The 26,044-nt window shown below is 61.5% G+C and carries 21 protein-coding genes; 13 read left to right on the top strand and 8 right to left on the bottom strand.

Going from position 1 to position 26,044, the window contains the following annotated elements:
* Positions 1-7 precede the first annotated feature (7 nt).
* A complete protein-coding gene (locus HU749_RS27460) occupies positions 8-715 on the bottom strand; it encodes a 3'-5' exonuclease (protein ID WP_079302898.1) in 708 nt (235 codons plus the stop codon).
* A complete protein-coding gene (locus HU749_RS27455) occupies positions 712-2,652 on the bottom strand; it encodes a putative nucleotidyltransferase substrate binding domain-containing protein (RefSeq protein WP_095974305.1) in 1,941 nt (646 codons plus the stop codon). The genes HU749_RS27460 and HU749_RS27455 overlap by 4 nt, the downstream gene beginning before the upstream one ends.
* Before the next feature lie 253 nt (positions 2,653-2,905).
* Here HU749_RS27455 and HU749_RS27450 point away from each other — a divergent pair, with 253 nt between their 5' ends.
* Positions 2,906-3,352 carry a response regulator gene (locus HU749_RS27450; protein WP_003206256.1) on the top strand — a complete coding sequence of 149 codons (447 nt, stop codon included), beginning with the start codon at positions 2,906-2,908 and terminating at the stop codon, positions 3,350-3,352.
* Positions 3,353-3,559: 207 nt separating this feature from the next.
* On the opposite strand, the gene HU749_RS27445 is transcribed toward HU749_RS27450, so the two are convergent.
* Complete coding sequence (locus HU749_RS27445; RefSeq protein WP_095974304.1) at positions 3,560-5,737, bottom strand: malate synthase G; 2,178 nt, start codon at positions 5,735-5,737, stop codon at positions 3,560-3,562.
* Positions 5,738-6,286: 549 nt separating this feature from the next.
* Here HU749_RS27445 and HU749_RS27440 point away from each other — a divergent pair.
* The gene (locus tag HU749_RS27440; RefSeq protein ID WP_095974303.1) at positions 6,287-6,805 is read left to right on the top strand and encodes a glycine cleavage system transcriptional repressor; all 519 of its coding nucleotides are present in this window, start codon (positions 6,287-6,289) and stop codon (positions 6,803-6,805) included.
* 217 nt (positions 6,806-7,022) lie between these two features.
* On the opposite strand, the gene rarD is transcribed toward HU749_RS27440, so the two are convergent.
* The 5 genes from rarD to HU749_RS27415 form a co-directional block, all read right to left on the bottom strand.
* Entirely contained in the window at positions 7,023-7,910 is an 888-nt protein-coding gene (gene rarD / locus HU749_RS27435; RefSeq protein WP_014340554.1) for an EamA family transporter RarD, read from the bottom strand.
* A 202-nt stretch (positions 7,911-8,112) separates the two neighbouring features.
* Positions 8,113-9,087, bottom strand: coding sequence for a serine/threonine protein kinase (locus HU749_RS27430; RefSeq protein WP_003206247.1), 975 nt, complete (start codon positions 9,085-9,087; stop codon positions 8,113-8,115).
* A gap of 191 nt (positions 9,088-9,278) precedes the next feature.
* On the bottom strand, positions 9,279-11,174 hold the full coding sequence (locus HU749_RS27425) for a PhoX family protein (RefSeq protein ID WP_186649170.1): 1,896 nt from the start codon (positions 11,172-11,174) through the stop codon (positions 9,279-9,281).
* 67 nt (positions 11,175-11,241) lie between these two features.
* The gene (locus HU749_RS27420) at positions 11,242-12,006 is read right to left on the bottom strand and encodes a TOBE domain-containing protein (protein WP_079302894.1); all 765 of its coding nucleotides are present in this window, start codon (positions 12,004-12,006) and stop codon (positions 11,242-11,244) included.
* Positions 12,007-12,064: 58 nt separating this feature from the next.
* Positions 12,065-12,805, bottom strand: a complete 741-nt coding sequence (locus HU749_RS27415; RefSeq protein ID WP_095974302.1) for a ComF family protein — start codon at positions 12,803-12,805, stop codon at positions 12,065-12,067.
* A gap of 91 nt (positions 12,806-12,896) precedes the next feature.
* On the opposite strand from HU749_RS27415, the gene bioB reads away from it, so the two are divergent.
* The 11 genes from bioB to HU749_RS27360 all read left to right on the top strand — a co-directional run bounded on the left by bioB (position 12,897) and on the right by HU749_RS27360 (position 25,989).
* Positions 12,897-13,952, top strand: a complete 1,056-nt coding sequence (bioB, locus tag HU749_RS27410) for a biotin synthase BioB (RefSeq protein ID WP_014340550.1) — start codon at positions 12,897-12,899, stop codon at positions 13,950-13,952.
* Positions 13,953-14,114: 162 nt separating this feature from the next.
* A complete protein-coding gene (bioF, locus tag HU749_RS27405; protein WP_014340549.1) occupies positions 14,115-15,293 on the top strand; it encodes an 8-amino-7-oxononanoate synthase in 1,179 nt (392 codons plus the stop codon).
* On the top strand, positions 15,286-16,017 hold the full coding sequence (locus tag HU749_RS27400) for an alpha/beta fold hydrolase (RefSeq protein WP_046064531.1): 732 nt from the start codon (positions 15,286-15,288) through the stop codon (positions 16,015-16,017). Before bioF ends, HU749_RS27400 begins: the two co-directional genes overlap by 8 nt.
* Positions 16,010-16,822 carry a malonyl-ACP O-methyltransferase BioC gene (bioC, locus tag HU749_RS27395; RefSeq protein ID WP_046064532.1) on the top strand — a complete coding sequence of 271 codons (813 nt, stop codon included), beginning with the start codon at positions 16,010-16,012 and terminating at the stop codon, positions 16,820-16,822. The genes HU749_RS27400 and bioC overlap by 8 nt, the downstream gene beginning before the upstream one ends.
* The gene (gene bioD / locus HU749_RS27390; RefSeq protein ID WP_186649167.1) at positions 16,819-17,499 is read left to right on the top strand and encodes a dethiobiotin synthase; all 681 of its coding nucleotides are present in this window, start codon (positions 16,819-16,821) and stop codon (positions 17,497-17,499) included. Before bioC ends, bioD begins: the two co-directional genes overlap by 4 nt.
* Before the next feature lie 119 nt (positions 17,500-17,618).
* On the top strand, positions 17,619-17,915 hold the full coding sequence (locus tag HU749_RS27385) for a hypothetical protein (RefSeq protein WP_046064533.1): 297 nt from the start codon (positions 17,619-17,621) through the stop codon (positions 17,913-17,915).
* 275 nt (positions 17,916-18,190) lie between these two features.
* Positions 18,191-19,996 carry a phenylacyl-CoA dehydrogenase gene (locus tag HU749_RS27380; protein ID WP_003206230.1) on the top strand — a complete coding sequence of 602 codons (1,806 nt, stop codon included), beginning with the start codon at positions 18,191-18,193 and terminating at the stop codon, positions 19,994-19,996.
* A gap of 346 nt (positions 19,997-20,342) precedes the next feature.
* Positions 20,343-21,632 (top strand): GGDEF domain-containing protein, encoded by a 1,290-nt coding sequence (locus HU749_RS27375; RefSeq protein WP_079302889.1) that lies wholly within the window; start codon positions 20,343-20,345, stop codon positions 21,630-21,632.
* Between the two features lie 91 nt (positions 21,633-21,723).
* Positions 21,724-23,520 carry an acyl-CoA dehydrogenase C-terminal domain-containing protein gene (locus HU749_RS27370; protein ID WP_186649164.1) on the top strand — a complete coding sequence of 599 codons (1,797 nt, stop codon included), beginning with the start codon at positions 21,724-21,726 and terminating at the stop codon, positions 23,518-23,520.
* Positions 23,521-23,706: 186 nt separating this feature from the next.
* Positions 23,707-25,485 carry an acyl-CoA dehydrogenase C-terminal domain-containing protein gene (locus tag HU749_RS27365; RefSeq protein ID WP_186649160.1) on the top strand — a complete coding sequence of 593 codons (1,779 nt, stop codon included), beginning with the start codon at positions 23,707-23,709 and terminating at the stop codon, positions 25,483-25,485.
* A gap of 345 nt (positions 25,486-25,830) precedes the next feature.
* Positions 25,831-25,989, top strand: coding sequence for a YqaE/Pmp3 family membrane protein (locus HU749_RS27360; RefSeq protein WP_003177654.1), 159 nt, complete (start codon positions 25,831-25,833; stop codon positions 25,987-25,989).
* The last annotated feature ends 55 nt before the right edge of the window (positions 25,990-26,044 follow it).

Raw genomic sequence — 26,044 nt, 5'->3', positions numbered from 1 at the left:
AGAGGATTTAGAGCGAAGGCGCCTGCTGCCGCCGTTTCCAGTGGCTCAGGCGCTGTTGCAGGTCAAGCGGGCTGTGGATCTGTTTCTGGCGGGCGCGGCTGAACAGGATCAGCGCCAGTTCCGCCGTGGCCAGGGCGTCGGCGCTGGCGTTGTGGCGGTCGAAGACTTGCAGCTTGAACCAGTCGATCCACTCGTCCAGGCCTGACTTGCGCAGATGGGCTTGCGGGCAAAGCATCGGGGCCATGTCTGCTACATCGAGGAACGGATGCTGCAGGCGATAGCCCAGGTAGTCCTTCAAGGCGCGCCCGAGCATGTGCGAATCGAACGGTGCGTGAAAGGCCAGCAGCGGGCTGTCGCCGACGAATTCCATGAACGCCAGCAGCGCCTCGGCCGGGTCGCTGCCGGCGGCAATGGCGCTGGGTGCCAGGCCATGGATCAACACACTTGGCCCGAGTTTTTGCTTATCGCATTGCAGGGTGCGTTCGAACTGCTGGCTGAAGTCGATGGCGCCGTCTTCGATGACCACCGCGCCGATGGACAGCACCTGGTCCTTGTTCAGGTTCAAGCCGGTGGTTTCCAGGTCCAGCACGACCCAGCGTTGTTTCCGCAGCTCGCATTCACTCAAGGCTGACGCCGCTGGAAGGTGTTCCAGGCGCCTTTGTATTTCTTCGGGCAACATGGGTTGGGCTGGGCGCAGCCAGGAAAAAATGCTCACAACTGATACCTCAGCGTCAGGCTGCTTTGCAGACGTTGGGCCTGGCGCAGGGCTTCGCGCAGGATGCGTCGGTCCAGATGGTTGAGGCTGTCAGGATCGACGCGGTTGGAGTAGGGCAGGTTCTCGCGGGTTTGCAGTTGGTGCTGCTGCATGCGGGTCTGCTGGATGAAGTGATAGGCCTCTTCATAGGCGGCGCCATCGAGCGGTTCGATCACTTCCTTGACGACCAATTGCCGCAAGCGTTCCAGGGTGTTGTTGGTTTCGATGCCATTGGCCAGCGCCAGCAGACGGGCGCCGTCGACGAAGGGTGTCAGGCCTTGCACTTTCAGGTCGAGGGTGGCCTTTTCGCCGTTCTTGCGACTCAGTACGAAATCCCTGAAGCGTCCCACGGGTGGGCGGTGACGCAGCGCGTTTTCGGCCATCATGCGCTGGAACAAACGGTTGTCGGCCACTTGGTCGAGGATCTGCCGGCGCAGCTGCTCGCAGCCTTGCTCATCGCCCCAGACCACCCGCAGGTCGAAATAGATGCTCGAACCCAGCAGGTTTTCCGGGGTCGCTTCGCGAATGAATGCCGCGAAGCGCCGGGCCCATTCGGCACGAGACAGGCACAGCTCGGGGTTGCCGGCCATGATGTTGCCTTTGCACAAGGTGAAGCCGCACAAGGCCAGGCTCTGGTTGATCTGTTGGGCGATGGGCAGCAGCAGGCCACGGATCTGCGCGGCGTGGGCGGCGTCCCGGGCTTCGAACAAAATGCCGTTGTCCTGGTCGGTGTGCAGGGTTTGCTCGCGCCGGCCTTCACTGCCGAAACACAACCAACTGAACGGCACCCCCGGGTCGCCCTTGTCGGCCAGGGTCAGTTCGATGACACGGCTCACGGTGTGGTCGTTGAGCAGGGTGATGATGTGGGTAATCTGGGTCGACGACGCGCCGTGGGCCAGCATGCGCTCCACCAGTTGGCCGATCTCGCCACGCAGGGCCACCAGGTTTTCCACCTTGGGGGCGCTGCGAATGGTCCGGGCCAGGTGCACCAGGTCGACCCGTTGCAGGGAAAACAGATCGCGCTCCGACACTACGCCACACAGGCGATGGTCCTTGACCAGGCAGACATGGGCGATGTGCCGTTCGGTCATGGCGATGGCCGCGTCGAAGGCGCTGTGGTCCGGCGAGAGAAAAAACGGGGCCTGGGTCATATGTCCGACGATGGCCTGGGAAAAATCCCCGTCCCCATCGGCCACCACGTGCCGCAGGTCGCGCAAGGTAAAGATTCCCACCGGGGCTTTCTGCTCATTCACCACCACGATGCTGCCGACCTGCTGTTCGTGCATCAGCTTCACAGCTTCGCGCAGCGGTGTGTCCGGGCTGCAACTGACCGGATGGCGCATCGCCAGTTCGCCCAGCCGGGTGTTGAGGGAGTACTGGGTGCCCAGGGTTTGCGCGGACTTCTGCTGGACCTGCTGATTGACCTGGTCGAGCAAGCTGCTGACCCCACGCAGGGCGAAGTCGCGAAACGGGCCGGACAGGGCGAACAGCTTGATGAAGGCCTGTTTGTTCAGTTGCAGGCAGAACGTGTCTTCGCCGGCCCGGTGCTCGGTGCGCGTGGCCCGTTCGCCCAGTAGCGCGGCGAGGGGGAAACATTCGCCGGTGGTGATTTCGAAGGTGGTTTCGGTGCCGCCCTTGGCCGAATGCGGACGTTCGCCTATCACCCGGCCTTGCTTGACGATGTAGAAGTGTTCCACCGGGCCGTCGGCCGGCTTGATGATGGTGTCGCCCGGCGCATAAAAACGCAGCAGGCATTGCTCAACCAGATAGGCCAGGTGGGCGTTTTCCATCTGGTTGAACGGGGGGAAGCGCTGGAGAAACTGCAGCGTCCCCTGGATGTTTTGCAACACCGCGGTTTTCCCTGCCTGGATGAAGGCGTCCGCTTTTTTCATAACCATTACGCAGTCTTTTTTTGATTGTTGTGGTCGGATCCGTTCTCTCATGGTCGGCCCCTCAGCGCGGGGTGCCCATTGGACGTAAGTCTAGGTCGCTGCACAGGGGAGGGCTTACGGAAAAATCCTACGCTAGGTGTCAGAAAAATCGTCATTAAATGTTCTTGGAAAAAAATCCGACGAAGTGCACATTGAAGCGCCGCAGAACGATGTCTGACCACTGTGCCAGGGGATCGATTTAAAGAACGTAGAGAGCACCATGTCCGACCACGATATTTTGAGTGACGCCGAGCGCGAGGCGCTGAGTGCCGTCATGCTGGAACCTGACTTGCCGCCGCAGCGCGTCTTGATCGTCGATGACGACAAGGACGCTCGTGAGCTGCTGTCGGAGATTCTGGCGTTGGACGGGATTCACTGCATGACCGCCGCCAGTGGCGAAACGGCACTCAAGATGCTGGAGACCAAGCCATCGATCGGCCTGTTGATCACCGACCTGCGCATGGGCAATGTCGATGGCCTGGAGCTGATCCGCCTGGTGCGCGAGTCTCCGCGGGCGGCGCTGCCGATCATCATCGTGTCGGGCGATGCCGACGTGAAGGATGCCATTGAAGCCATGCACCTGAGCGTGGTGGACTTTTTGCTCAAGCCGATCGATACCGACAAGCTGCTGGGGTTGGTCAAGCATGAGTTGGGGATGGATCTCTAAGATCGTCTGTGGGAGCAAGGCTTGCCCGCGATGCAGGCGCCTCGGTTCACCAATGACCGCGCTGTCTTCATCGCGGGCAAGCCTTGCTCCCACAGATAAATCCCTTGCCGCAATGACTCAAGCATCAGCCAGGGCTTGGTGATTTTGCAATGAAAAAGCCCTGATCTTTCGACCAGGGCTTTTTTTGTGCCGCTGTCTACCGCTCAATCACAACCCATTGGCTGCCTTGAACTCGCGACGACGACGGTGCAGTACCGGTTCGGTGTAGCCGTTGGGCTGCTTCGTGCCTTCGATCACCAGCTCGACCGCCGCCTGGAAGGCGATGTTGCGGTCGAAGTCCGGAGCCAGCGGCCGGTACAGCGGGTCGCTGGCGTTCTGGCGGTCGACCACCGGGGCCATGCGCTTGAGGCTTTCCATCACCTGGTCTTGCGTGACGATGCCGTGGCGCAGCCAGTTGGCGATGTGCTGGCTGGAGATACGCAGCGTCGCACGGTCTTCCATCAGGCCGATGTCGTTGATGTCCGGCACCTTGGAGCAGCCCACGCCCTGGTCGATCCAGCGCACCACGTAGCCGAGGATGCCCTGGGCGTTGTTGTCCAGTTCGTTCTTGATCTGCTCCGGTGTCCAGTTCGGGTTGACGGCCAGCGGGATGGTCAGGATGTCGTCCACCGAAGCGCGGGCGCGCTTGGCCAGTTCGGCCTGGCGGGCGAACACGTCGACCTTGTGGTAATGCAGCGCGTGCAGGGCGGCGGCGGTCGGCGAGGGAACCCACGCGGTGTTGGCGCCGGCCATTGGATGGGCGATTTTCTGTTCGAGCATCGCCGCCATCAGGTCCGGCATCGCCCACATGCCCTTGCCGATTTGTGCACGGCCTTGCAGGCCGGAGCTCAAGCCGATGTCGACGTTCCAGTTTTCATACGCGCCGATCCACTTCTCGGCTTTCATGTCGGCCTTGCGCACCATCGGGCCGGCTTCCATGGAGGTGTGGATTTCATCGCCCGTACGGTCGAGGAAGCCGGTGTTGATGAACACCACGCGCTCGCCGGCGGCCTTGATGCAGGCCTTGAGGTTGACCGTGGTACGGCGCTCCTCGTCCATGATCCCGACCTTGAGGGTGTTGCGCGGCAGGTTCAGCACGTCCTCGACGCGACCGAACAGCTCGTTGGTGAACGCGGCTTCTTCCGGGCCGTGCATCTTCGGCTTGACGATGTACACCGAGCCGGTGCGGCTGTTGCGACGGCTGGTGTTGCCGTTGAGGCTGTGGATTGCTGCCAGGCTGGTGATCAGGCCGTCGAGAATGCCTTCTGGCACTTCGTTGCCGTGCTGGTCCAGGATCGCGTCGATGGTCATCAGGTGGCCGACGTTACGCACGAACAGCAGCGAGCGGCCGTGCAGGGTCACGCTCGAACCGTCGACGGCGGTATAGACACGGTCGGGGTTCATGGTGCGGGTAAACGTCTGGCCGCCTTTGGCGACTTCTTCAGCCAGATCGCCCTTCATCAGGCCGAGCCAGTTGCGGTAGATCACCACTTTGTCATCGGCATCGACAGCGGCGACCGAGTCTTCGCAGTCCATGATGGTGGTCAGCGCTGCTTCCATCAGGATGTCTTTGACGCCGGCTGCGTCGGTCTGGCCGACCGGAGTGCTGGCATCGATCTGGATTTCGAAGTGCAGGCCGTTGTGTTTCAACAGCACGGTGGTCGGTGCCGAGGCGTCGCCCTGGAAGCCGATCAACTGGGCATCGTCACGCAGGCCGCTGTTGCTGCCGCCCTTGAGGGTGACCACCAGTTTGCCGTCGACGATTTTGTAAGCGGTGGAGTCGACATGGGAGCCGGCCGCCAGGGGCGCGGCTTCGTCGAGGAAGGTACGGGCGAAGGCGATGACCTTGTCGCCGCGGACCTTGTTGTAGCCTTTGCCTTTTTCCGCGCCATCGGCTTCGCTGATGGCGTCGGTGCCGTACAGCGCGTCATACAGCGAACCCCAGCGGGCGTTCGATGCGTTGAGGGCGAAGCGGGCGTTCATCACCGGCACCACCAGCTGCGGGCCGGCCATGCGGGCGATTTCATCGTCGACGTTTTGGGTCGTAGCCTGGAAATCCGCCGCTTCTGGCAGCAGGTATCCAATGTCTTGCAGGAAGGCTTTGTAAGCCACGGCGTCGTGGGCCTGGCCGGCACGGGCCTGGTGCCAGGCATCGATCCGTGCCTGGAAATCATCGCGTTTGGCGAGTAGGGCTTTGTTCTTCGGCGCCAGGTCGTGGATGACCTTGTCGGCACCGGCCCAGAACGCGTCGGCGGTGAGGCCGGTTCCGGGAATGGCTTCGTTATTCACGAAGTCGAACAGGACTTTGGCGACCTGCAGGCCACCGACTTGAACGTGTTCAGTCATTGCTTGCCTCACTCTGCTCAGCTATTTCGCTTTTCAGCTCTTCGATTTTGACAATGAAGCCTCTGGACATTTAAACCACAAACCCCGGAACCAGTACATGCCATCGCTGGCGGCTGGGTGCTCAAGCCTTGCTGTCGGGGCTTTTCAGGGATGCGACTGGCCTTAAGCAGGCATCGGTACAACAGGGGTATCGCGATTATGTAGTGCGCGCTGCGGCATACTACATGATCAATTGCAGTTGTGAAAATTAGACTAATTGCGTCGTTACGCGACCGACTAAAGTGTTACGGTCACGTCGAGACACGGGATGTTCTCAAAAAACAGATAGATTGTTCCAGATAAATCTTGAGGTTTGTACACGATATCTCTGGTGTCCTCTTGTGGGAGCAAAGCTTGCTCGCGATACAGGTGTCGTGGTTTCAGAAGGACCGGGTTGTTTTCATCGCGAGCAAGCTTTGCTCCCACAGGGGGAAGGTATAAATCTTTAGGCCCCAGTCTGCTCGCGATCACCTGCCTATACTGTCCCTTCCACAACAAGAGGACTGCGCCATGGACCACCTCGTCATTACTGTTTTCGCCCCGGACAAGCCTGGGCAGGTTGAGCGCATTGCCGATTGCATCGCCGAGCATGGCGGTAACTGGCTGGAAAGCCGCATGTCGCACCTGGCCGGGCAGTTTGCCGGGATCCTGCGAATCAGCGCCCCGGCCGAGGTCCATGAGGTACTGATCGAAGCCTTGCAGGGGCTTTCGGCCCATGGCATTCGTGTGTTGATCGCTGAGGGCGGCCTTGAAGAAGCCTGCACCTGGAAACCCATTGCCATGGAACTGGTAGGCAATGATCGTCCCGGCATCGTGCGTGACATCACCCGGTTGTTGAGTGAACAGGGAGTGAACGTTGAGCGCTTGGTGACCGATGTTCGGCCGGCGCCGATGAGCAGCGAGTTGCTGTTTCATGCCGAAGCGATCCTGGGGGTGCCGTTGACCCTGTCGCTGGAGACGTTGCAGGAACGCCTGGAGACCCTGGCCGATGAGTTGATGGTGGAGTTCAAGCTCAGCGACGAAGCGTGATGAAGGTTATCCAAGGAAAAACTGCGCCTGCCTGTGGATAACCTGTAGAGACCCGGCTCCAGCCCAGGCTCGCCGGGGCTTAGCGGTCGATGATCAAAAAATCACCAGTTTTCAAGGGCTTGTGCACAAACGACGGGGATCACGCTGTGGATAAGCTTGGGAAGGATAAGCGCAGGCCACGCCAGACGTGGCCTGTAGAGGTTTGTACGTTTTTTGATCAGCTGCGCCGACGCATGCTGATCACGGCATCGACGCTGTACACCGCCAGCCCGGCCCAGATAAACAGGAACGCCACCAGTGTGCTGGACGACAGGTGCTCACCGAACAGCATCACAGCGAGCAGCAGCACCAGCGTCGGCGCGATGTACTGGAGAAAACCGATGGTGGTGTAGGGCAAATGCCGTGTTGCGGCGTTGAAACACACCAACGGCACCAGCGTCACGGGGCCGGCCGCTACCAGCCACCAGGCTTCGGAGGTGGTCCAGAAGGCCGCCTGGGCACTGGTGGCCGTGGGATTGAACAGCAACCAGGCGATGGCGATCGGCACCAGCATCCAGGTTTCCACTACCAGCCCCGGCAACGCCTTGACCGGTGCCTGCTTGCGGATCAACCCATAGAAACCGAAGGTCAGCGCCAGCACCAGCGACACCCACGGCAGGCTGCCCACTTGCCAGACCTGCTGCGCCACACCGACCGCCGCCAACCCCACCGCCAGCCATTGCATGCGGCGCAGGCGCTCGCCGAGGATCAACATGCCCAGCAATACGTTCACCAGCGGGTTGATGTAGTAACCCAGGCTGGCTTCGAGCATACGCTCGTTGTTCACCGCCCAGACGTAGGTCAGCCAGTTGGCTGCGATCAGCGTCCCGCTCAGGGCGAGGATCGCCAGGCGCTGTGGGTTGTCCCGCAGTTCGCGCCACCAGCCCGGGTGTTTCCAGACCATCAGCAACGCCGCGCCGAACAGGGCCGACCACAATACCCGGTGGATGATGATCTCCACCGACGGCACGCTGGCGATGGCCTTGAAGTAGATCGGGAACAGGCCCCAGATGATGTAGGCACTCAGGCCCAGGATGTACCCGCGACGCGGGTTGGCGGCTTGCATGCAGAATCCTTGCTTAGGCAGCTAACAAAGGAGTGATTGTAAGGAGATTTGTCTGGTTGTGCTGTGAGTATTGTGCACAATCACCGCAGATCCCCTGTGGGAGCGGGCTTGCTCGCGAAGGCGGCGTGCCTGGCAGCACAACTTTGCCAGACCTAGCGCTTTCGCGAGCAAGCCCGCTCCCACAGGGTGGTCCTGCGGTACATCAGAACAGCTTCAACGGCTCTTCATTGAGCGCCGCCAATTGCTCGCGCAACGCCAGCACCTGGTCGCCCCAGTAGCGCTCGCTGCCGAACCACGGGAAGCTGCGGGGGAACGCCGGGTCGTCCCAGCGTCGCGCCAGCCAGGCGCTGTAGTGCATCAGGCGCAGGGCCCGCAGCGGCTCGATCAGCGCCAATTCCCGCGGGTCGAAGTCGTGGAACTCACGGTAGCCGTCCATCAATTCCGACAATTGCCCCAGGCATTCCTGGCGGTCGCCGGCGAGCATCATCCACAGGTCCTGCACCGCCGGGCCCATGCGACAGTCGTCCAGGTCGACGATGTGGAACACCTCGTCGCGGCACATCATGTTGCCAGGGTGGCAATCGCCGTGCATGCGGATGTTCTGGTGGGGCGTGGCGGCGTAAACCTCTTCGACGCGCTTGAGCAGGTCCCGGGCGACCGACTCGTAGGCCGGCAGCAGGCTGCGGGGGACGAAGCCGCTTGCCAGCACGGTGGCCAGCGAATCGTGGCCGAAGTTTTTCACGCCCAGGGCTTCACGATGTTCGAACGGACGGGTCGCGCCGACTGCATGCAGGCGCCCGAGCAATTGTCCCAGGCGATAGAGCTGGTCGAGGTTGCCCGGCTCCGGTGCACGGCCGCCGCGACGGGGAAACAGGGTGAAACGAAACCCGGCGTGTTCGTGCAGGCTGGTGCCGTTGTGGATCAGCGGCGCGACCACGGGCACTTCGTATTCGGCCAGCTCGAAGGTAAAGCTGTGCTCTTCCAGGATCGCTTCGTTGGTCCAGCGCTGGGGGCGATAGAACTTGGCGATCAGCGGCTCGGAGTCCTCGATGCCGACCTGGTAGACGCGGTTCTCGTAGCTGTTGAGGGCCAACACGCGGGCGTCGCTGAGAAAGCCGATGCTTTCAACGGCATCGAGCACCAGGTCGGGCGTGAGGGTTTCAAACGGATGGGACATGCTGACTCCTGCGCAGCGGCAGGGCTGCCGCGTCCGGCCCAGCATGGTAGCGCAAAGCAGTCGGGATTGATCGGTGAGACTTGAATCGCTCTTCGTGGCGAGGGAGCTTGCTCCCGCTTGGGTGCGAAGCGCCCACAAATAATGGGGTCGCTGCGCAACCCAGCGGGAGCAAGCTCCCTCGCCACAAAGTGTCAGGCGCCGATGACCCCGCCATCCTCACGGGTAATCACCATCACCGAAGACCGCGGCTTGCCGTTGGGCAGGTGTTCGGGGAAGGTCGAGCCACCGCTGGGATGCTGGATCCCGACGAACATAGCCTTGTAGTCCGGCGAGAAGCTGATTCCGGTCACTTCGCAGCCCACCGGCCCGACCATGAAACGGCGGATTTCACCGCTGTTGGGGTCGGCGCAGAGCATCTGGTTGTTGCCCATGCCGGCAAAGTCACCGGCGTTGCTCGAGTCGCCGTCGGTCTGTATCCACAGCCGCCCGCCTTTGTCGAAGCCCAGGCCATCGGGACTGTTGAACATGTTCTGCGGGTTGATGTTGGACGATCCGGCTTTCGGCGTGCCGGCGTGTACCGTCGGGTTGCCGGCGACCACGAACAGGTCCCAGGCGAAGGTCTTGGAGGCGTGATCGTCGCGGTCGGTTTTCCAGCGCAGGATCTGCCCATAGACGTTCTTGGCCCGAGGGTTAGGCCCCTCCACCGGTTGGCCGGCGTCGCCGCGCTTGGAGTTGTTGGTCAGGGTGCAATAGACCTGCCCATCCTTGGGGCTGACCACGATCCACTCCGGGCGGTCCATGCGCGTAGCGCCAACGGCGCTGGCGGCCAGGCGTGCATGGATGAGAACTTCGGCCTGGTCGGCAAACCCGCTGCTTGCGTCGAGACCGTTCTTGCCATGGGTCAGCTCGATCCACTGGCCCTCGCCTTTCGGATGGTCCGGGTTGCCGTCGCCGGCATCGAAGCGCGCCACGTACAAGGTGCCATGGTCCAGCAGGTTGCGATTGGCCTTGGCATTGCGGTGATTGATGCGCTCGCGGCTGACGAACTTGTAGATGAATTCGCCACGTTCATCATCGCCCATGTACACCACGGCGCGACCGTCATTGGTCTGCGCCAGGGCGGCGTTTTCGTGTTTGAAGCGGCCCAGGGCGGTGCGTTTTACCGGAGTGGATTGCGGATCGAACGGGTCTATCTCCACTACCCAACCGTGGCGATTGAGTTCGTTGGGGTTTTTCGCCAGGTCAAAGCGCGGGTCGTGCAAGTGCCAGTTGATTTCACTGCTGGCGACGGTGGCACCATAGCGTTTCTGTGCCGCGTCGAACTGCAGGTCTGACTTGCTGCTGCCGAAGCAGTCAGTGAAGTTCTCTTCACAGGTCAGGTAAGTACCCCAAGGCGTCATGCCGTTGGCGCAGTTCTGGAAAGTCCCCAGCACTTTCTTGCCACTCTTGTCTGCGCTGGTTTTCAGCAGGTCGTGCCCGGCGGCTGGGCCACGCAGGCGAATCGGTGTGTTGCCGTGGATTCTGCGGTTGTAGCGCGACTCCTGGACGAACTGCCATTGTCCGCGACGACGCTGGATCTCGATCACCGACACCCCTTCGCTGGCCTGGGCCTTGCGCACGTCCTCGGCCGACTGCGGCTGGCCGCCGTGAGGGAACAGGTATTGGTAGTTGGTGTACTCGTTGTTGATCGCCATCAGCGCCCGGTTATTGTCGCCGGGGAACGGGAACAGGCTCATGCCGTCGTTGTTGTCGCCGAACTGCACTTCCTGTGCACGGGCGGTGCCGTTACCACTGGGGTCGAAGGCCGGTGCATTTTTCTGCAGCGGCTGGCCCCAACTGATCAGCACCGAGGATTTGTAGCCTGGCGGCAACGTGATGGTGTCAGCCGTGGCGGCGGCGATGCTGTTGAAGCCCAGCAACCGGCTGTTGCCTTCGCTCACGGCGGCGGCCAGGACGCTGCGGCTCAGCAGGTTGCCGCCCAGGAACATCGCCGCGCCGCACAAGGCTCCGGCGCTGATAAAGCTGCGACGGCTCAGGCCGACGATCTTTTCCAGGTCGGTGGATTGGTTTTCTTCTAATAGGCTCATCATCAGGCTCCCTGCTGGTTTTGGCAGTCACCTTAAAGCGGGTCGATGAAACTATTGTTGCAACACGCTACAGCGGTGTGCCGAGCAGCACATTTGTCGCAGAAAACGTCACTTGCACGGGTGAGCCGGCTTCCAGATTCTGCTTTTGCAGTTGAAGCGGGTCGGCCAGGGCACACAATGTCTGGCCGTTGGGCAGGCCGATGCGCACTTCGCTGGGACCGTCTTCGGCGACGTCGACCTGCTCGATCATGCCGCGTAGCGTATTGACCCCTGGTTTTTGCGCTTGCTCGACAGGGTGCAACTCCAGCCAGCCGGCCTTGATCAGCGCCACCACGTCGGTGCCGACATCCAGCTCCAGACGCAGCGTGCTGTCGTGGGTGATCTGGGCTTCGATGACCAGACCCCGGGCCAGCTCCAGGCGTACCCGATCGTTGTGCCCCTGGGCCTCGATGCCCAGGACCTTGCCATGCAATTGATTGCGAGCGCTGGTGCGCAGCATCAGGCGACTGAGCAGGCCCAGGTCGCCAGCGTCTTCGCTCGCTTCCAGCAGTTGCGTCTGCAGCGCTTGCAGGCGCAGATACAGGCGCAGCACGCGCTGGCCTTCCTCCGACAGCTTGGCGCCGCCACCGCCCTTGCCGCCAACACTGCGCTCCACCAACGGTTGGTCCGCCAGATTGTTCAACTCATCGATGGCATCCCACGCCGCCTTGTAGCTCAGGCCCGCGCTCTTGGCGGCGCGGGTGATCGAGCCCTGTTCGGCGATGTGCTGCAACAGGGCGATGCGTTGTGGTCGCCGAACGATGTGTTGGGTCAGAAGCGTGGGCAAGGACATGACGGAAAACTGCGTGCAAAGGTCGATGAGCGGACGTTGGCGCCTTGGGCGCGGCCCGTCAAGCCGACTCTCCGGGTTTTGGCGTGCGAGCCAGGCAGTACACATCGACCCGCGCAGCGCCGGCGTCGAGCAGCAGGGTGGCCAGTGCCTGGGCGGTGGCGCCCGTGGTGAGCACGTCGTCGACCAACGCCAAGTGACGGTTGCGCAACGCAGCCTGGGGCGCCAGGGCAAAGGCCTGGCGCAGGTTTCGCCGTCGGGACTTGGCGTCGAGAGCCTGTTGGGCGGGGGTGTTCTGGGTACGTCGCAGCAGGTGCTCTTCGCAAGGGATCGCCAACGGCCCGCTGAGCCAGCGGGCCAGCAGCGCTGCCTGGTTGAAACCGCGCTGGCGCAAACGACGGGTCGCCAGTGGCACTGGTACCAGTGCGTCGGGCCGTTCCAGCCCTTCGTCGAAATGATGCTGCAGCGACTGCGCCAGCAGTTCGCCCATCAGCCGGCCCAGGGGCCATTTCGCCTGATGCTTGAAACGGGTGATCAGGCTGTCCACCGGGAAGTCGTAGGCCCAGGGCGCCAGGACCCGTTCGAAGGCCGGCGGTCGCGAGGCGCATGCTCCGCAACGCAGTCCAGCCATGGGCAGCGGCAGGGCGCAGACGCTGCATTGATCACCGAGCCAGGGCAGCTCGCTTTCACAGGGGGTGCAGATAGGCTGCGGGGTGTCGGTGCTTTCGCCGCACAACAGGCAGAATTGTTTGTTTTTTAACCAGATGTAAACCGGTCCGTTGTATCGTGGTTGACAGCGCATGACTCTTCCTTAAATATGCCGAACATCCGTGTCGCGCCTGTGGGTATTCCATGCCCCAGGCGCCAGCCAAGCATAAATCAAGGAAATGCCCATGAGCGCCAGCACCACTGCCAACCTGCGTCATGACTGGTCTTTGGCCGAAGTCAAAGCACTCTTCGTCCAGCCATTCAATGACTTGCTGTTCCAGGCGCAGACCGTGCACCGCGCGCACTTCGACGCCAATCGCGTCCAGGTTTCCACGCTGCTGTCGATCAAGACCGGCGCTTGCCCGGAAGATTGCAAATATTGTCCGCAGTCCGGTCACTACAACACCGGCCTGGATAAAGAGAAATTGCTCGAAGTGCAGAAGGTCCTCGAAGAGGCGGCACGGGCCAAGGCCATCGGTTCGACCCGTTTCTGCATGGGCGCGGCCTGGAAGCATCCGTCGGCCAAGGACATGCCTTACGTGCTGGAAATGGTCAAAGGCGTGAAGGCCATGGGCCTGGAAACCTGCATGACCCTGGGCCGCCTCGACCAGGAGCAGACCGAAGCGCTGGCCCAGGCGGGCCTGGACTACTACAACCACAACCTCGACACCTCGCCGGAGTTCTACGGCAGCATCATCACCACCCGCACCTACAGCGAGCGCCTGCAAACCCTGGCCTACGTGCGTGATTCGGGGATGAAGATCTGCTCCGGCGGTATCCTCGGCATGGGTGAGTCCCTGGACGACCGCGCCAACCTGCTGATCCAACTGGCGAACCTGCCGGAGCACCCGGAATCGGTTCCGATCAACATGCTGGTCAAAGTCGCAGGCACGCCGCTGGAGAATGCCGAAGACATCGATCCGTTCGATTTCATCCGCATGCTCGCCGTGGCGCGGATCATGATGCCCCAGTCCCATGTGCGCCTGTCCGCCGGCCGTGAAGCGATGAACGAGCAGATGCAGGCCCTGGCATTTTTTGCCGGTGCCAACTCGATTTTCTACGGCGACAAGCTGTTGACCACCGCCAACCCGCAAGCCGACAAGGACATGCAATTGTTCGCACGCCTGGGTATCCAGCCTGAAGCCCGCGAAGAACATGCCGACGAAGTGCACCAGGCGGCGATTGAACAGGCGCTGGTGGAGCAGAAGAGCAGCGAGCAGTTCTACAACGCCGCTGTTTGATCACTCACCGATTCCCTGATTGGAATGCAAGACCCTGGGGGAGCGAGCTTGCTCGCGATGGCGATGGAACATTCAACATTTATGTCGACTGGCACACCGCTATCGCGAGCAAGCTCGCTCCCACAAGAGGCTTTGGCCAGTCTTTAAACAGTTGAGGCCTGCATGCCCTTCGATCTCGCCGCACGCCTGGCTGCCCGTCGTGCCGACAACCTCTATCGCCAGCGCCCGCTGCTCGAAAGCCCGCAGGGCCCGGAAGTGGTGGTGGACGGCCAGCCGTTGCTGGCGTTCTGCAACAACGATTACCTGGGCCTGGCCAATCACCCGCAAGTGATCGAAGCCTGGCGCGCCGGGGCGCTCCGTTGGGGTGTCGGGGGAGGCGCCTCCCATTTGGTGATCGGCCACAGCAGCCCTCATCACGCCTTGGAAGAAGCCTTGGCCGACCTGACCGGCCGCCCACGGGCGTTGCTGTTTACCACCGGCTACATGGCCAACCTCGGCGCCGTCACGGCGCTGGTGGGGCAGGGCGACACGGTGCTGGAAGACCGGCTCAATCATGCCTCGCTGCTCGACGCCGGGCTATTGTCCGGTGCGCGTTTCAATCGTTACCTGCACAACGATGCCCAGAGTTTGGCCAGCCGCCTGGAGAAAGCCACCGGCAATACCCTGGTGGTCACCGACGGCGTATTCAGCATGGACGGCGACATTGCCGACCTGCCGGCCCTGGCCCGTGAAGCCAAGGCCAAGGGCGCCTGGCTGATGGTCGACGATGCCCACGGCTTCGGCCCGCTCGGGGCCAATGGCGGCGGTATCGTCGAGCATTTTGGCTTGAGCCAGGATGATGTGCCAGTGCTGGTGGGCACCCTGGGCAAGGCCTTTGGTACCGCCGGGGCTTTTGTCGCCGGCAGTGAAGAGCTGATCGAAAGCCTGATCCAGTTCGCTCGCCCCTACATCTACACCACCAGCCAACCGCCGGCCCTGGCTTGCGCCACGCTCAAGAGCCTTGAGCTGCTGCGCAGCGAGCATTGGCGACGCGAGCACTTGCAGGTGCTGATTCGTCAGTTCCGCCAGGGCGCCGAGCAGATCGGCCTGCAATTGATGGACAGCTTCACGCCGATCCAGCCGATCCTGATTGGCGATGCGGGACGAGCCATGCGTTTGTCGCAAATGCTGCGTGAGCGCGGGCTGATGGTTACCGCGATCCGCCCACCTACCGTACCGGCCGGCAGCGCCCGTTTGCGCGTGACCCTGACCGCCGCCCACAGCGAGGCCCAGGTGCAGCTATTGTTGAATGCACTGGCCGAGTGTTTTGCCCTGTTGGGACCGGAGCCAAGCGATGCGTGATCGACTGATATTGCTGCCAGGCTGGGGCTTGGGCGTTTCACCGCTGGAACCGCTGGCGGCGGCGTTGCAAGGGCTCGACGAACACCTGCGCGTGGAAATCGAACCGTTGCCGGCGCTGCTATCGAACGACCCCGATGAATGGCTCGAAGAACTGGACGCCACCGTGCCCCAGGACGCCTGGCTGGGCGGTTGGTCCCTGGGCGGCATGCTGGCCTCGGCGCTGGCGGCGCGTCGGGGCGAGCGCTGCTGCGGCCTGCTGACCCTGGCGAGCAATCCGTCCTTTGTCGCCCACGAGCAATGGCCGAGCGCGATGGACGGAGAAACCTTCGATGGTTTTCTCGCCGGTTGTGCGGCCGACCCGCGCCAGACCCTCAAGCGCTTCAGCTTGCTGTGTGCCCAGGGCTGCAGCGATCCGCGCGGGTTGTCGCGGTTGTTATTGGCCGGGGCACCGAGTACATCGCCGGAGGTCTTGATGGCTGGGCTTGAAGTACTGGCGCAACTGGACACACGCGCCGCGTTGCAGAGCTTTCGCGGCCCGCAACTGCATCTGTTTGCCGGCCTCGACGCCCTGGTGCCTGCCGAAGCCGCGGGTGATTTGCTGGTCTTGCTGCCGGATGTCGAAATCGGTCTGATCGAACAGGCCGGCCACGGATTCCTTCTGGAAGACCCGCACGGTGTAGCGGCGGCGATCCAGGCTTTTTTGCATGAGTCCGGTGATGACTGATTTGTCTCTTCCCCCATTGCCCGGTGCCTTGCCTGACAAGCGCCAGGTAGCGGCTTCGTTTTCCCGTGCAGCGACCAGTTACGACAGCGTGGCCGAACTGCAACGCGACGTGGGCCAGCAATTGCTCGGTCGCTTGCCGTCCTCATTCATGCCGCAACGTTGGTTGGACCTGGGCTGCGGCACCGGTTATTTCACTCGGGCGCTGGGCGCGCGTTTCGGTGAGACAAACGGATTGGCACTGGATATCGCCGAAGGCATGCTCAACCATGCGCGTCCCCAAGGTGGCGCCTTGTATTTCGTCGCTGGTGACGCTGAGCGGCTGCCTTTGCAAGCGGCGAGCTGTGACCTGGTGTTCTCCAGCCTGGCGGTGCAGTGGTGTGCCGATTTTGCCTCGGTGCTGAGCGAGGCCCATCGTGTGTTGAAACCGGGTGGGGTGTTTGCCTTCACCAGCCTCTGCGTAGGCACTTTGTACGAATTACGCGACAGTTGGCGTCAGGTGGATGGCTTGGTGCACGTCAACCGTTTCCGTGGGTTCGAGACGTATCAACACCTTTGCGCGGACAGTGGACTGAATATCGTCAGTCTTGAAAACCGTCCCCATGTGTTGCATTACTCCGATGTGCGCAGTCTGACTCACGAATTGAAAGCCTTGGGCGCCCACAATCTGAACCCCGGTCGCCCCGGCGGCTTGACCGGCAGGGCGCGGATCCTGGCGCTGGTTGAAGCCTATGAGCAGTTTCGTCAGGCGCAGGGACTGCCGGCGACTTACCAGGTGGTCTACGCCGTTTTGGAGAAACCGCTATGAGCCAGGCTTATTTCATCACCGGCACCGACACCGATGTAGGCAAGACCACCGTCGCGGCAGGCCTGCTGCATGCTGCGCGGCAGGCTGGCATGAGCACGGCTGCTGGAAAACCTGTGGCCTCTGGCTGCGACGTGACGCCAAAGGGCCTGCGCAACGCCGATGCCTTGGCACTGCTGGCCGAATGCTCGATACCGTTGACTTATGCACAGGTCAATCCGGTAGCGTTCGAGCCGGCAATAGCGCCGCACCTGGCCGCCCGGGAGGCGGGCGTCGCGTTGACGGTGCAGTCGTTGCTAGGCCCGATGCGCGAAGTGCTGGCGCTGGGCGCCGACTTCACCTTGATCGAAGGTGCGGGCGGTTGGCGCGTGCCGCTGACCGGCCAGGACAATCTTTCCGACCTGGCGATAGCGCTGGGCTTGCCGGTGATCCTGGTGGTGGGCGTGCGCCTGGGCTGCATCAGCCATGCATTGTTGACCGCCGAGGCGATTGCCCGTGACGGTTTGCAGCTTGCCGGTTGGGTAGCGAACATTATTGACCCGGCCACCTCGCGCCTGGAAGAAAACCTGGCAACCCTGGCCGAGCGACTTCCAGCGCCCTGTCTGGGCAGAGTGGCGCGGATCCAGAGCGTGACGGCCGAAGCCGTGGCCGAACACCTGCAGTTGGATTTGCTGGACTGAGACCTCAACAAGGTTTTGCCTATGACGCGGCACTGTGCCATTAGTGTTTTTGTCGGGTCTTTTCCCGGGGCTTCTGATTCAATGGCCACTGTCGACCCTTCAAGAAGACGAGCTCTGCCATGGAAATCTCAGGAAACACCGCGTTCTATGCCGGTCTGAGCACAATTCAGACAGGGCAGAACCGTGTCGATCAGGCGGCCGGCCAGATTGCCAACACCACGATCGAGCGTTCGGTCACCAGCCAGTCGTCCGAAGTGCAGGTTGATCGCCTGCGTTCGGTTGATCGCAGCCAACAGTCGGACCAGGCCGCTAACATGGTCGAAATGTCCCAAGGCAAGTTTCAAGTGCAGCTGGGCGTGAACGTGGCCAAGGCGTCCGACGAAATGCTCGGTACGTTGATCGATACCTTCGCCTGATCCTGCTCTTCAGATTTACGAAAACGCCGCGATTATTCGCGGCGTTCTTGTCTCTAACGTCTTATTGCTCAACTAATCTTTTCCTACGCGCATCGCGGATTCTTCAGCGCGATGGATTTCCCGTGTCCGGCATTTTTCTCGGCTGATGACGAACGGCAAAAGATCGGTGCTTGACAAGATTTGGGCGTAAACGTATGTTTCAAACAACTGTTTGACCGCTACAACAAATCCACGCGGTCGTTCATTCCCGGTTACATCAGCAGAGGTTTATCGCTATGCCTGACTACAAGGCCCCCTTGCGTGATATTCGCTTCGTTCGTGACGAACTGCTTGGCTACGAAGCGCATTATCAGAGCCTTCCGGCTTGCCAGGACGCAACTCCGGACATGGTTGACGCCATTCTCGAAGAAGGCGCCAAGTTTTGTGAGCAGGTGCTGGCGCCGCTGAACCGCGTGGGCGACATCGAAGGTTGCACCTGGAGCGAGTCCGGCGTGAAAACCCCGACGGGTTTCAAGGAAGCCTACAAGCAATTCGTCGAAGGTGGCTGGCCAAGCCTGGCCCACGACGTCGAGCACGGTGGTCAAGGTCTGCCGGAATCCCTGGGCCTGGCGGTCAGCGAGATGGTCGGTGAAGCCAACTGGTCGTGGGGCATGTACCCGGGCCTGTCCCATGGCGCGATGAACACGATTTCCGAGCACGGTACGCCTGAACAGCAAGAGGCTTACCTGACCAAGCTGGTTTCCGGCGAATGGACCGGCACCATGTGCCTGACCGAACCGCACTGTGGCACCGACCTGGGCATGCTGCGCACCAAGGCCGAGCCTCAGGCCGACGGTTCCTACAAGGTTTCCGGTACGAAGATCTTCATTTCGGCCGGCGAACACGACATGGCCGACAACATCGTCCACATCGTGCTGGCACGCCTGCCGGACGCACCGGCTGGCACCAAGGGCATTTCGCTGTTCATCGTTCCCAAGTTCCTGCCTAACGCCGACGGCTCCATTGGCCAGCGCAACGCGGTGAGCTGCGGCTCCCTGGAACACAAGATGGGCATCCACGGCAACGCCACCTGCGTGATGAACTTCGACGCGGCCACCGGATACCTGATCGGCCCGGCGAACAAAGGCCTGAACTGCATGTTCACCTTCATGAACACCGCACGCCTGGGCACCGCACTGCAAGGCCTGGCCCACGCCGAGATCGGCTTCCAGGGCGGCCTGAAATATGCCCGCGATCGCCTGCAAATGCGTTCCCTGACTGGCCCGAAAGCGCCAGACAAGGCTGCTGACCCGATCATCGTCCACCCTGACGTGCGTCGCATGCTGCTGACCATGAAGGCCTTCGCCGAAGGTAACCGGGCGATGGTCTACTTCACCGCCAAGCAGGTCGACATCGTCAAGTACGGCGTAGATGAAGAAGAGAAGAAAAAAGCCGATGCGCTGCTGGCGTTCATGACGCCGATCGCCAAGGCCTTCATGACCGAAGTCGGCTTCGAATCGGCCAACCACGGCGTGCAGATCTACGGTGGCCACGGCTTCATTGCCGAGTGGGGCATGGAGCAGAACGTTCGCGACAGCCGTATCTCGATGCTGTACGAAGGCACCACTGGCATCCAGGCCCTCGATCTGCTGGGCCGTAAAGTGCTGATGACCCAGGGCGAGGCACTCAAGGGCTTCACCAAGATCGTCCACAAGTTCTGCCAGGGTAACGAAGGCAACGAAGCGGTCAAGGAATTCGTAGAACCCCTGGCTGCGCTGAACAAGGAATGGGGCGAGCTGACCATGAAGGTCGGTATGGCGGCCATGAAGGATCGCGAAGAAGTCGGCGCCGCGTCGGTGGACTACCTGATGTACTCCGGTTACGCCTGCCTGGCCTATTTCTGGGCCGACATGGCGCGCCTGGCGGCGGAAAAACTCGCAGCCGGCACCACTGAAGAAGCCTTCTACACCGCCAAGCTGCAGACCGCGCGTTTCTACTTCCAGCGCATCCTGCCGCGTACCCGTACCCACGTGGCAACCATGCTGTCGGGCGCCAACAACCTGATGGACATGAAGGAAGAGGACTTCGCGCTGGGCTACTAAGCCTCACGCGGTGCTTCCAAAAGCCGCTGCTTCTTCGGGAGCAGCGGCTTTTTCATGTCTGCCACAAAATTTGTATCCAGCGCAGGCCCTTGTGGGAGCGAGCTTGCTCGCGATGGCGTTTGTTCAGTCAGTACCTTCATGGCTGACACACCGCTATCGCGAGCAAGCTCGCTCCCACAGGGGCAACTAGGATCCTGAAACAATATTCATCCAACTCGACCCTAAGAAAACCGTCCCCTCTGCCGTTACAGCGATGGCAGTGTGACATCTGTCACATCTCGCGTGCCTTACTGCTCCAGTTGCAGGCACAATGCCATCTTTGATCAGCCGGGTCGGAGCTTTACCCTTGCCGCGTTCTTCCGCTGTACGTCTGAGCCATTTCCTCCCGTCATTGCTGCTGTTGCTGGCGGGGCTTGCGGCTGCCTACGTCAAGGATCTCAACGTTTTCTTCACCTCGCTGTTCAACGTGCTCCCGACGCTGGTGTTGTTGTTGGGCGGGGCGTATTGCGCGGTCTACCGACGTCAGCGTGAACTGTTTCTGATGGTCACGGTGTACATCGCCTACTTCCTCCTCGACACTCAGACCGACTTCTACCGCGATAACGGCAAGGTGCGCGAAGACGCGGCGGTGGTGTTCCATCTCGTTTGCCTGTTGCTGCCGCTGTTGTTCGGGCTGTTTGCGGCGTGGCAGGAGCGTACCCACTTGTTCCAGGACATGGTGGCGCGGTTCGCGGTGTTGCTGGCCTTTGGCAGCGTGGCGCTGGCCCTGGAGCAGAGTTTCCCCCATGCCTTGCTGTTGTGGCTTTCGGAGATCCGCTGGCCCGCGTTGCACGGCGCCTGGATGAGCCTGATCCAATTGTCCTACCCGATGTTCGCCGCCGCATTCCTGCTGCTGGCCTGGCAATATTGGCGCAACCCCCGGCCACTGCATGCGGCGCAACTGGTGGGGTTGCTCGGGTTGTTCTGGATGCTGCCGAAGACTTTTATCCTGCCGTTCACCCTGAACATCATGTGCAGCCAGGTGATGCTGATGATCGCTGCGGCGGTTGCCCACGAGGCCTATCAAATGGCCTTCCGTGACGAGCTGACCGGCCTGCCGGGTCGTCGGGCGCTGAACGAGCGCATGCAGCGCCTGGGGCGCAATTATGTGCTGGCGATGAGCGACGTGGACCACTTCAAGAAATTCAACGACACCCACGGCCACGATGTAGGTGACCAGGTGCTGCGCCTGGTGGCCAGCAAATTGTCGAAAATCGGCGGTGGCGGTAGGGCGTATCGCTACGGCGGTGAGGAATTTGCCCTGGTGTTCGCAGGCAAGACCATCGATGAGTGCATGCCCCATTTGGAGGTCATCCGCCAGTCCATCGAGACGTACGCGATCCAGCTGCGTAATTCCGACAGCCGTCCCCAGGACGATCAACAAGGTCGCCAGCGTCGTTCTGGCGCCGGCGCATCCAGCGTCTCGGTGACGGTCAGCATCGGCGTCGCGGAACGCCTCGAGCAACGCACGCCTGAAGAAGTGCTCAAGTCCGCCGACCAGGCGCTGTATAACGCCAAGGGCGCGGGGCGCAACTGTGTGATTGCCTTCGGGCAGAACCGCCGCGGTGCGGTGCGCATGGAGACTGCCGCGGGTTGAGTGATGACGGCGCATTCAGCTTCTGGACTGTGATTGTGGGCCTGGGTGGCCGGCAGTAGGTTGAAACGATCTGCTACCGGAGAAAACCACCATGCCCGAGTACAAAGCCCCGCTGCGCGACATGCGCTTTCTGATCGATCACGTCTTCGATTTCCATGGCCGCTATGCCGAGCTGGGCGCCAGCGATGCCAGCCCGGACATGGTCAGCGCGATCCTCGAGGAAGGCGCCAGGTTCTGCGAGAACGTGCTGGCGCCGCTCAATCGCTCCGGTGACGAAGAAGGTTGCCATTTCGACAACGGTGTAGTCACCACGCCGACAGGCTTCAAGCAGGCTTTCGCACAGTACGTGGAAGGCGGCTGGCACGGCTTGGCGGCAGATCCTGCGTATGGTGGCCAAGGATTGCCCAGCTCCCTGGGCCTGGTCATCAGCGAGATGATTGGCTCCAGCAACACCTCCTGGGGCATGTACCCGGGCCTGACTCACGGTGCCATGTCGGCGATCCATGCCCACGGCACGGCAGAACAGAAACAGACCTACCTGAGCAAACTCACCGCCGGCCAGTGGACCGGCACCATGTGCCTGACCGAAGCCCACTGCGGCACCGACCTGGGCATCATCAAGACCCGCGCCGTGCCCCAGGCCGACGGCAGCTACGCGATCTCCGGCAGCAAGATCTTCATTTCCGCCGGCGAACACGACATGAGCGATAACATCATCCACCTGGTGCTGGCCAAGTTGCCGGACGCCCCCGCCGGGACCAAAGGCATCTCGTTGTTCATCGTGCCCAAGTTCCTGCCCGACACCACGGGTGAGGCCGGGCCGCGCAATGGCGTGTCCTGTGGTTCGATCGAACACAAGATGGGCATCAAGGCCTCGGCCACCTGCGTGCTGAATTTCGATGGGGCCAAGGGTTTCCTGATTGGCGAGCCGAACAAGGGCCTCAATTGCATGTTCACCATGATGAACCACGCCCGGCTCGGTACCGGTATGCAGGGCCTGTGCCTGGGCGAGGCGAGCTTCCAGGGCGCGATCAAATACGCCAACGACCGGTTGCAGATGCGCGCGCTGACCGGTCCCAAGGCACCGGAAAAAGTCGCCGACCCGATCATCGTCCATCCCGATGTGCGCAGGATGTTGCTGACCATGAAGGCCTTCAACGAAGGCAACCGGGCGCTGACGTATTTCACCGCGCAATTGCTCGATACCGCGCACCTGAGCGCGGACGAAACCGCCCGCCAGGAGGCCGAGGACCTGCTGGCGTTCCTCACCCCGATCTGCAAGGCCTTCATGACCGACACCGGGCTGGAGGTGACCAACCACGGCATGCAAGTGTTCGGCGGTCACGGCTTCATTCGTGAGTGGGGCATGGAGCAGTTGGTGCGCGACTGCCGCATTGCGCCGATCTACGAGGGCACCAATGGCATCCAGGCCCTGGATCTGCTGGGGCGCAAGGTGCTGGGTAGCCAAGGCAGGTTGCTGCGTGGCTTCACCAAAATCGTCCATAAATTTTGCGCTGCCAACGCTGAACATCCGCAGCTTGACGATTACGTCGCGCAACTCGACGGGCTCAACCAGCAATGGGGCGAACTGACCACCCGGGTCGGCATGGCCGCCATGAAAAATCCCGATGAAGTGGGGGCCGCCTCCGTGGATTACCTGATGTACAGCGGCTACATCATCCTGGCCTACCTGTGGCTGCGCATGGCCTTGGTGGCCCAGGCGCAACTCGACAGTGGCACTGGAGACGAGGATTTTTGCCGGGCCAAATTGGCGACGTGCGAGTTTTACTTCAAGCGCCTGCTGCCGCGTACAACCGCCCATCGGGCCGCCATCGAGGCGGGGAGCGATTGTCTGATGAAGCTGCCGGCGGAGTTGTTTGCGCTCTGACCGATTATGTTGTGGCGAGGGAGCAAGCTCCCTCGCCACGATAAACATCCAAGTCTTCCTGGTGACTAAAAATAACAAAACGGTCATGGGTTGACCCTATGTGTCGCAAAAGTTGTTGAGGTACACTCAGGTCATTGCGAAAACCGTCTTTTACGAACCAACTGTTTAGATCCTGCGAGGTTTGCCATGGCTGACTACAAAGCGCCCCTGCGCGATATGCGCTTCGTCCTCAATGAAGTGTTCGAGGTCGCGAAACTCTGGGCCCAATTGCCGGCGCTGGCCGACACCGTGGATGCCGAAACGGTCGAAGCGATCCTTGAAGAAGCCGGCAAAGTCACCAGCAAAAGCATCGCCCCCCTCAGCCGCGCCGCTGACGAAGAAGGTTGCCACTGGGCCGGCGGCGCCGTCACCACGCCGGCAGGTTTCCCACAGGCCTACAAGACTTACGCTGAAGGCGGTTGGGTCGGTGTCGGCGGAGACCCGGTGTACGGCGGCATGGGCATGCCCAAGGCCGTTTCGGCCCAGGTCGAGGAAATGGTCAACTCCGCCAGTCTGTCCTTCGGCCTGTACCCGATGCTGACCGCCGGCGCCTGCCTGTCGATCAATGCCCACGCCAGCGAAGAACTGAAAGCGGCGTACCTGCCGAACATGTACGCCGGCGTCTGGGCCGGTTCCATGTGCCTGACCGAGCCTCATGCCGGTACGGACCTGGGGATCATCCGCACCAAGGCCGAACCCCAGGCCGACGGTTCCTACAAGGTCAGTGGCACGAAGATTTTCATCACTGGCGGCGAACACGACCTCACCGAGAACATCATTCACTTGGTACTGGCGAAACTGCCGGACGCGCCGGCAGGCCCCAAGGGCATTTCGCTGTTCCTGGTGCCCAAGTTCATGGTCAATGCCGACGGCAGCCTGGGCGCGCGCAACGCGGCCAACTGCGGGTCGATCGAACACAAGATGGGCATCCAGGCGTCCGCCACCTGCGTGATGAACTTCGACGAAGCCGTGGGTTATCTGGTGGGCGAGCCGAACAAGGGCCTGGCGGCGATGTTCACCATGATGAACTACGAGCGCCTGGGGGTTGGTATCCAGGGCCTGGCCTCCGGTGAGCGTTCCTACCAGAACGCCATCGAATATGCCCGTGACCGCCTGCAAAGTCGTTCGCCAACCGGTGCGCAGAACAAGGACAAGGTCGCTGACCCGATCATCGTCCACCCCGACGTGCGTCGGATGCTGCTGACCATGAAAGCCTCGAACGAAGGCGGCCGGGCCTTTTCCACCTACGTGGCGATGCAACTGGATACCGCCAAGTTCAGCGAAGACCCAGTCACCCGCAAGCGCGCCGAAGACCTGGTGGCGTTGCTGACGCCGGTGGCCAAGGCCTTTCTGACTGATCTGGGCCTGGAAACCACCGTCCATGGTCAACAGGTGTTCGGCGGCCACGGTTACATTCGTGAATGGGGCCAGGAGCAACTGGTGCGCGATGTGCGTATCACCCAGATCTACGAAGGCACCAACGGTATCCAGGCGCTGGACCTGGTGGGGCGCAAGATCGTCGGCAGCGGCGGTGCGTTCTACACGTTGTTCGCCGATGAAATCCGTCACTTCACGGCCACCGCGAACAGCGATCTGGCGGAGTTCATCAAACCGTTGAACAGCGCTGTCGACACGCTGGACGAGTTGACCGACTGGCTGTTGGACCGGGCGAAAAGCAACCCGAACGAAATCGGCGCGGCGTCTGTGGAGTATCTCCAGGCGTTTGGCTACACCGCGTATGCCTACATGTGGGCGCTGATGGCCAGGGCGGCCTTGGGCAAAGAAAGCCAGGATGATTTCTACGCGAGCAAACTGGGCACGGCGCGATTCTATTTCGCCCGCCTGCTGCCGCGTATTCATTCCTTGAGCGCTTCGGTCAAGGCGGGCAGCGAGTCGCTGTTCCTGCTGGAAGCCGGCCAGTTCTGAAATCATGACGATGTGTAAGCATTATCTTACACATCGTGCTGGCGTTTTCCCTCTATCGGCGGATTGGATCCAGGGCTAATCTAGCTTCCATGGATGTAGCGCAGGACGCGCAAAGTAACAACACGGATACGTAGGATTCTGCCAGGACGGCGGAGTGAAATGGATGTCAGGGAAACAGTCTGCAAAGCCCCGCTTCGGCGGGGTTTTCTTTTGCCTGCGTTTTTTGTTCCTGGCAGGTGCCCGCCATCGATGCTGCTTCTGGTTGCGTTTCACTGAACCCTGACGAGCGGCCTGAGGTCAATGAGCTATAGGGCAATTTGGCCATCGTCGATCAGGGAGTCATCCATGGATTTCATTCGCATCATTATCGCCATCCTGCTGCCGCCACTGGGGGTGTTCCTGCAGGTCGGCTTCGGCGGGGCTTTCTGGCTGAATATCCTGCTGACGCTGCTGGGTTATATCCCTGGCATCGTCCATGCGGTGTACATCATCGCCAAGCGCTGAATTCATCGGTTATAGAACCCCCTATGGGAGCAAGCTCGCTCCCACAGTTTTTTGG

The sequence above is a fragment of the Pseudomonas ogarae genome, assembly GCF_014268695.2.
In the GTDB taxonomy this organism is placed as follows: domain Bacteria; phylum Pseudomonadota; class Gammaproteobacteria; order Pseudomonadales; family Pseudomonadaceae; genus Aquipseudomonas; species Aquipseudomonas kilonensis.
This window is presented reverse-complemented; position numbering and strand designations above follow the sequence as displayed.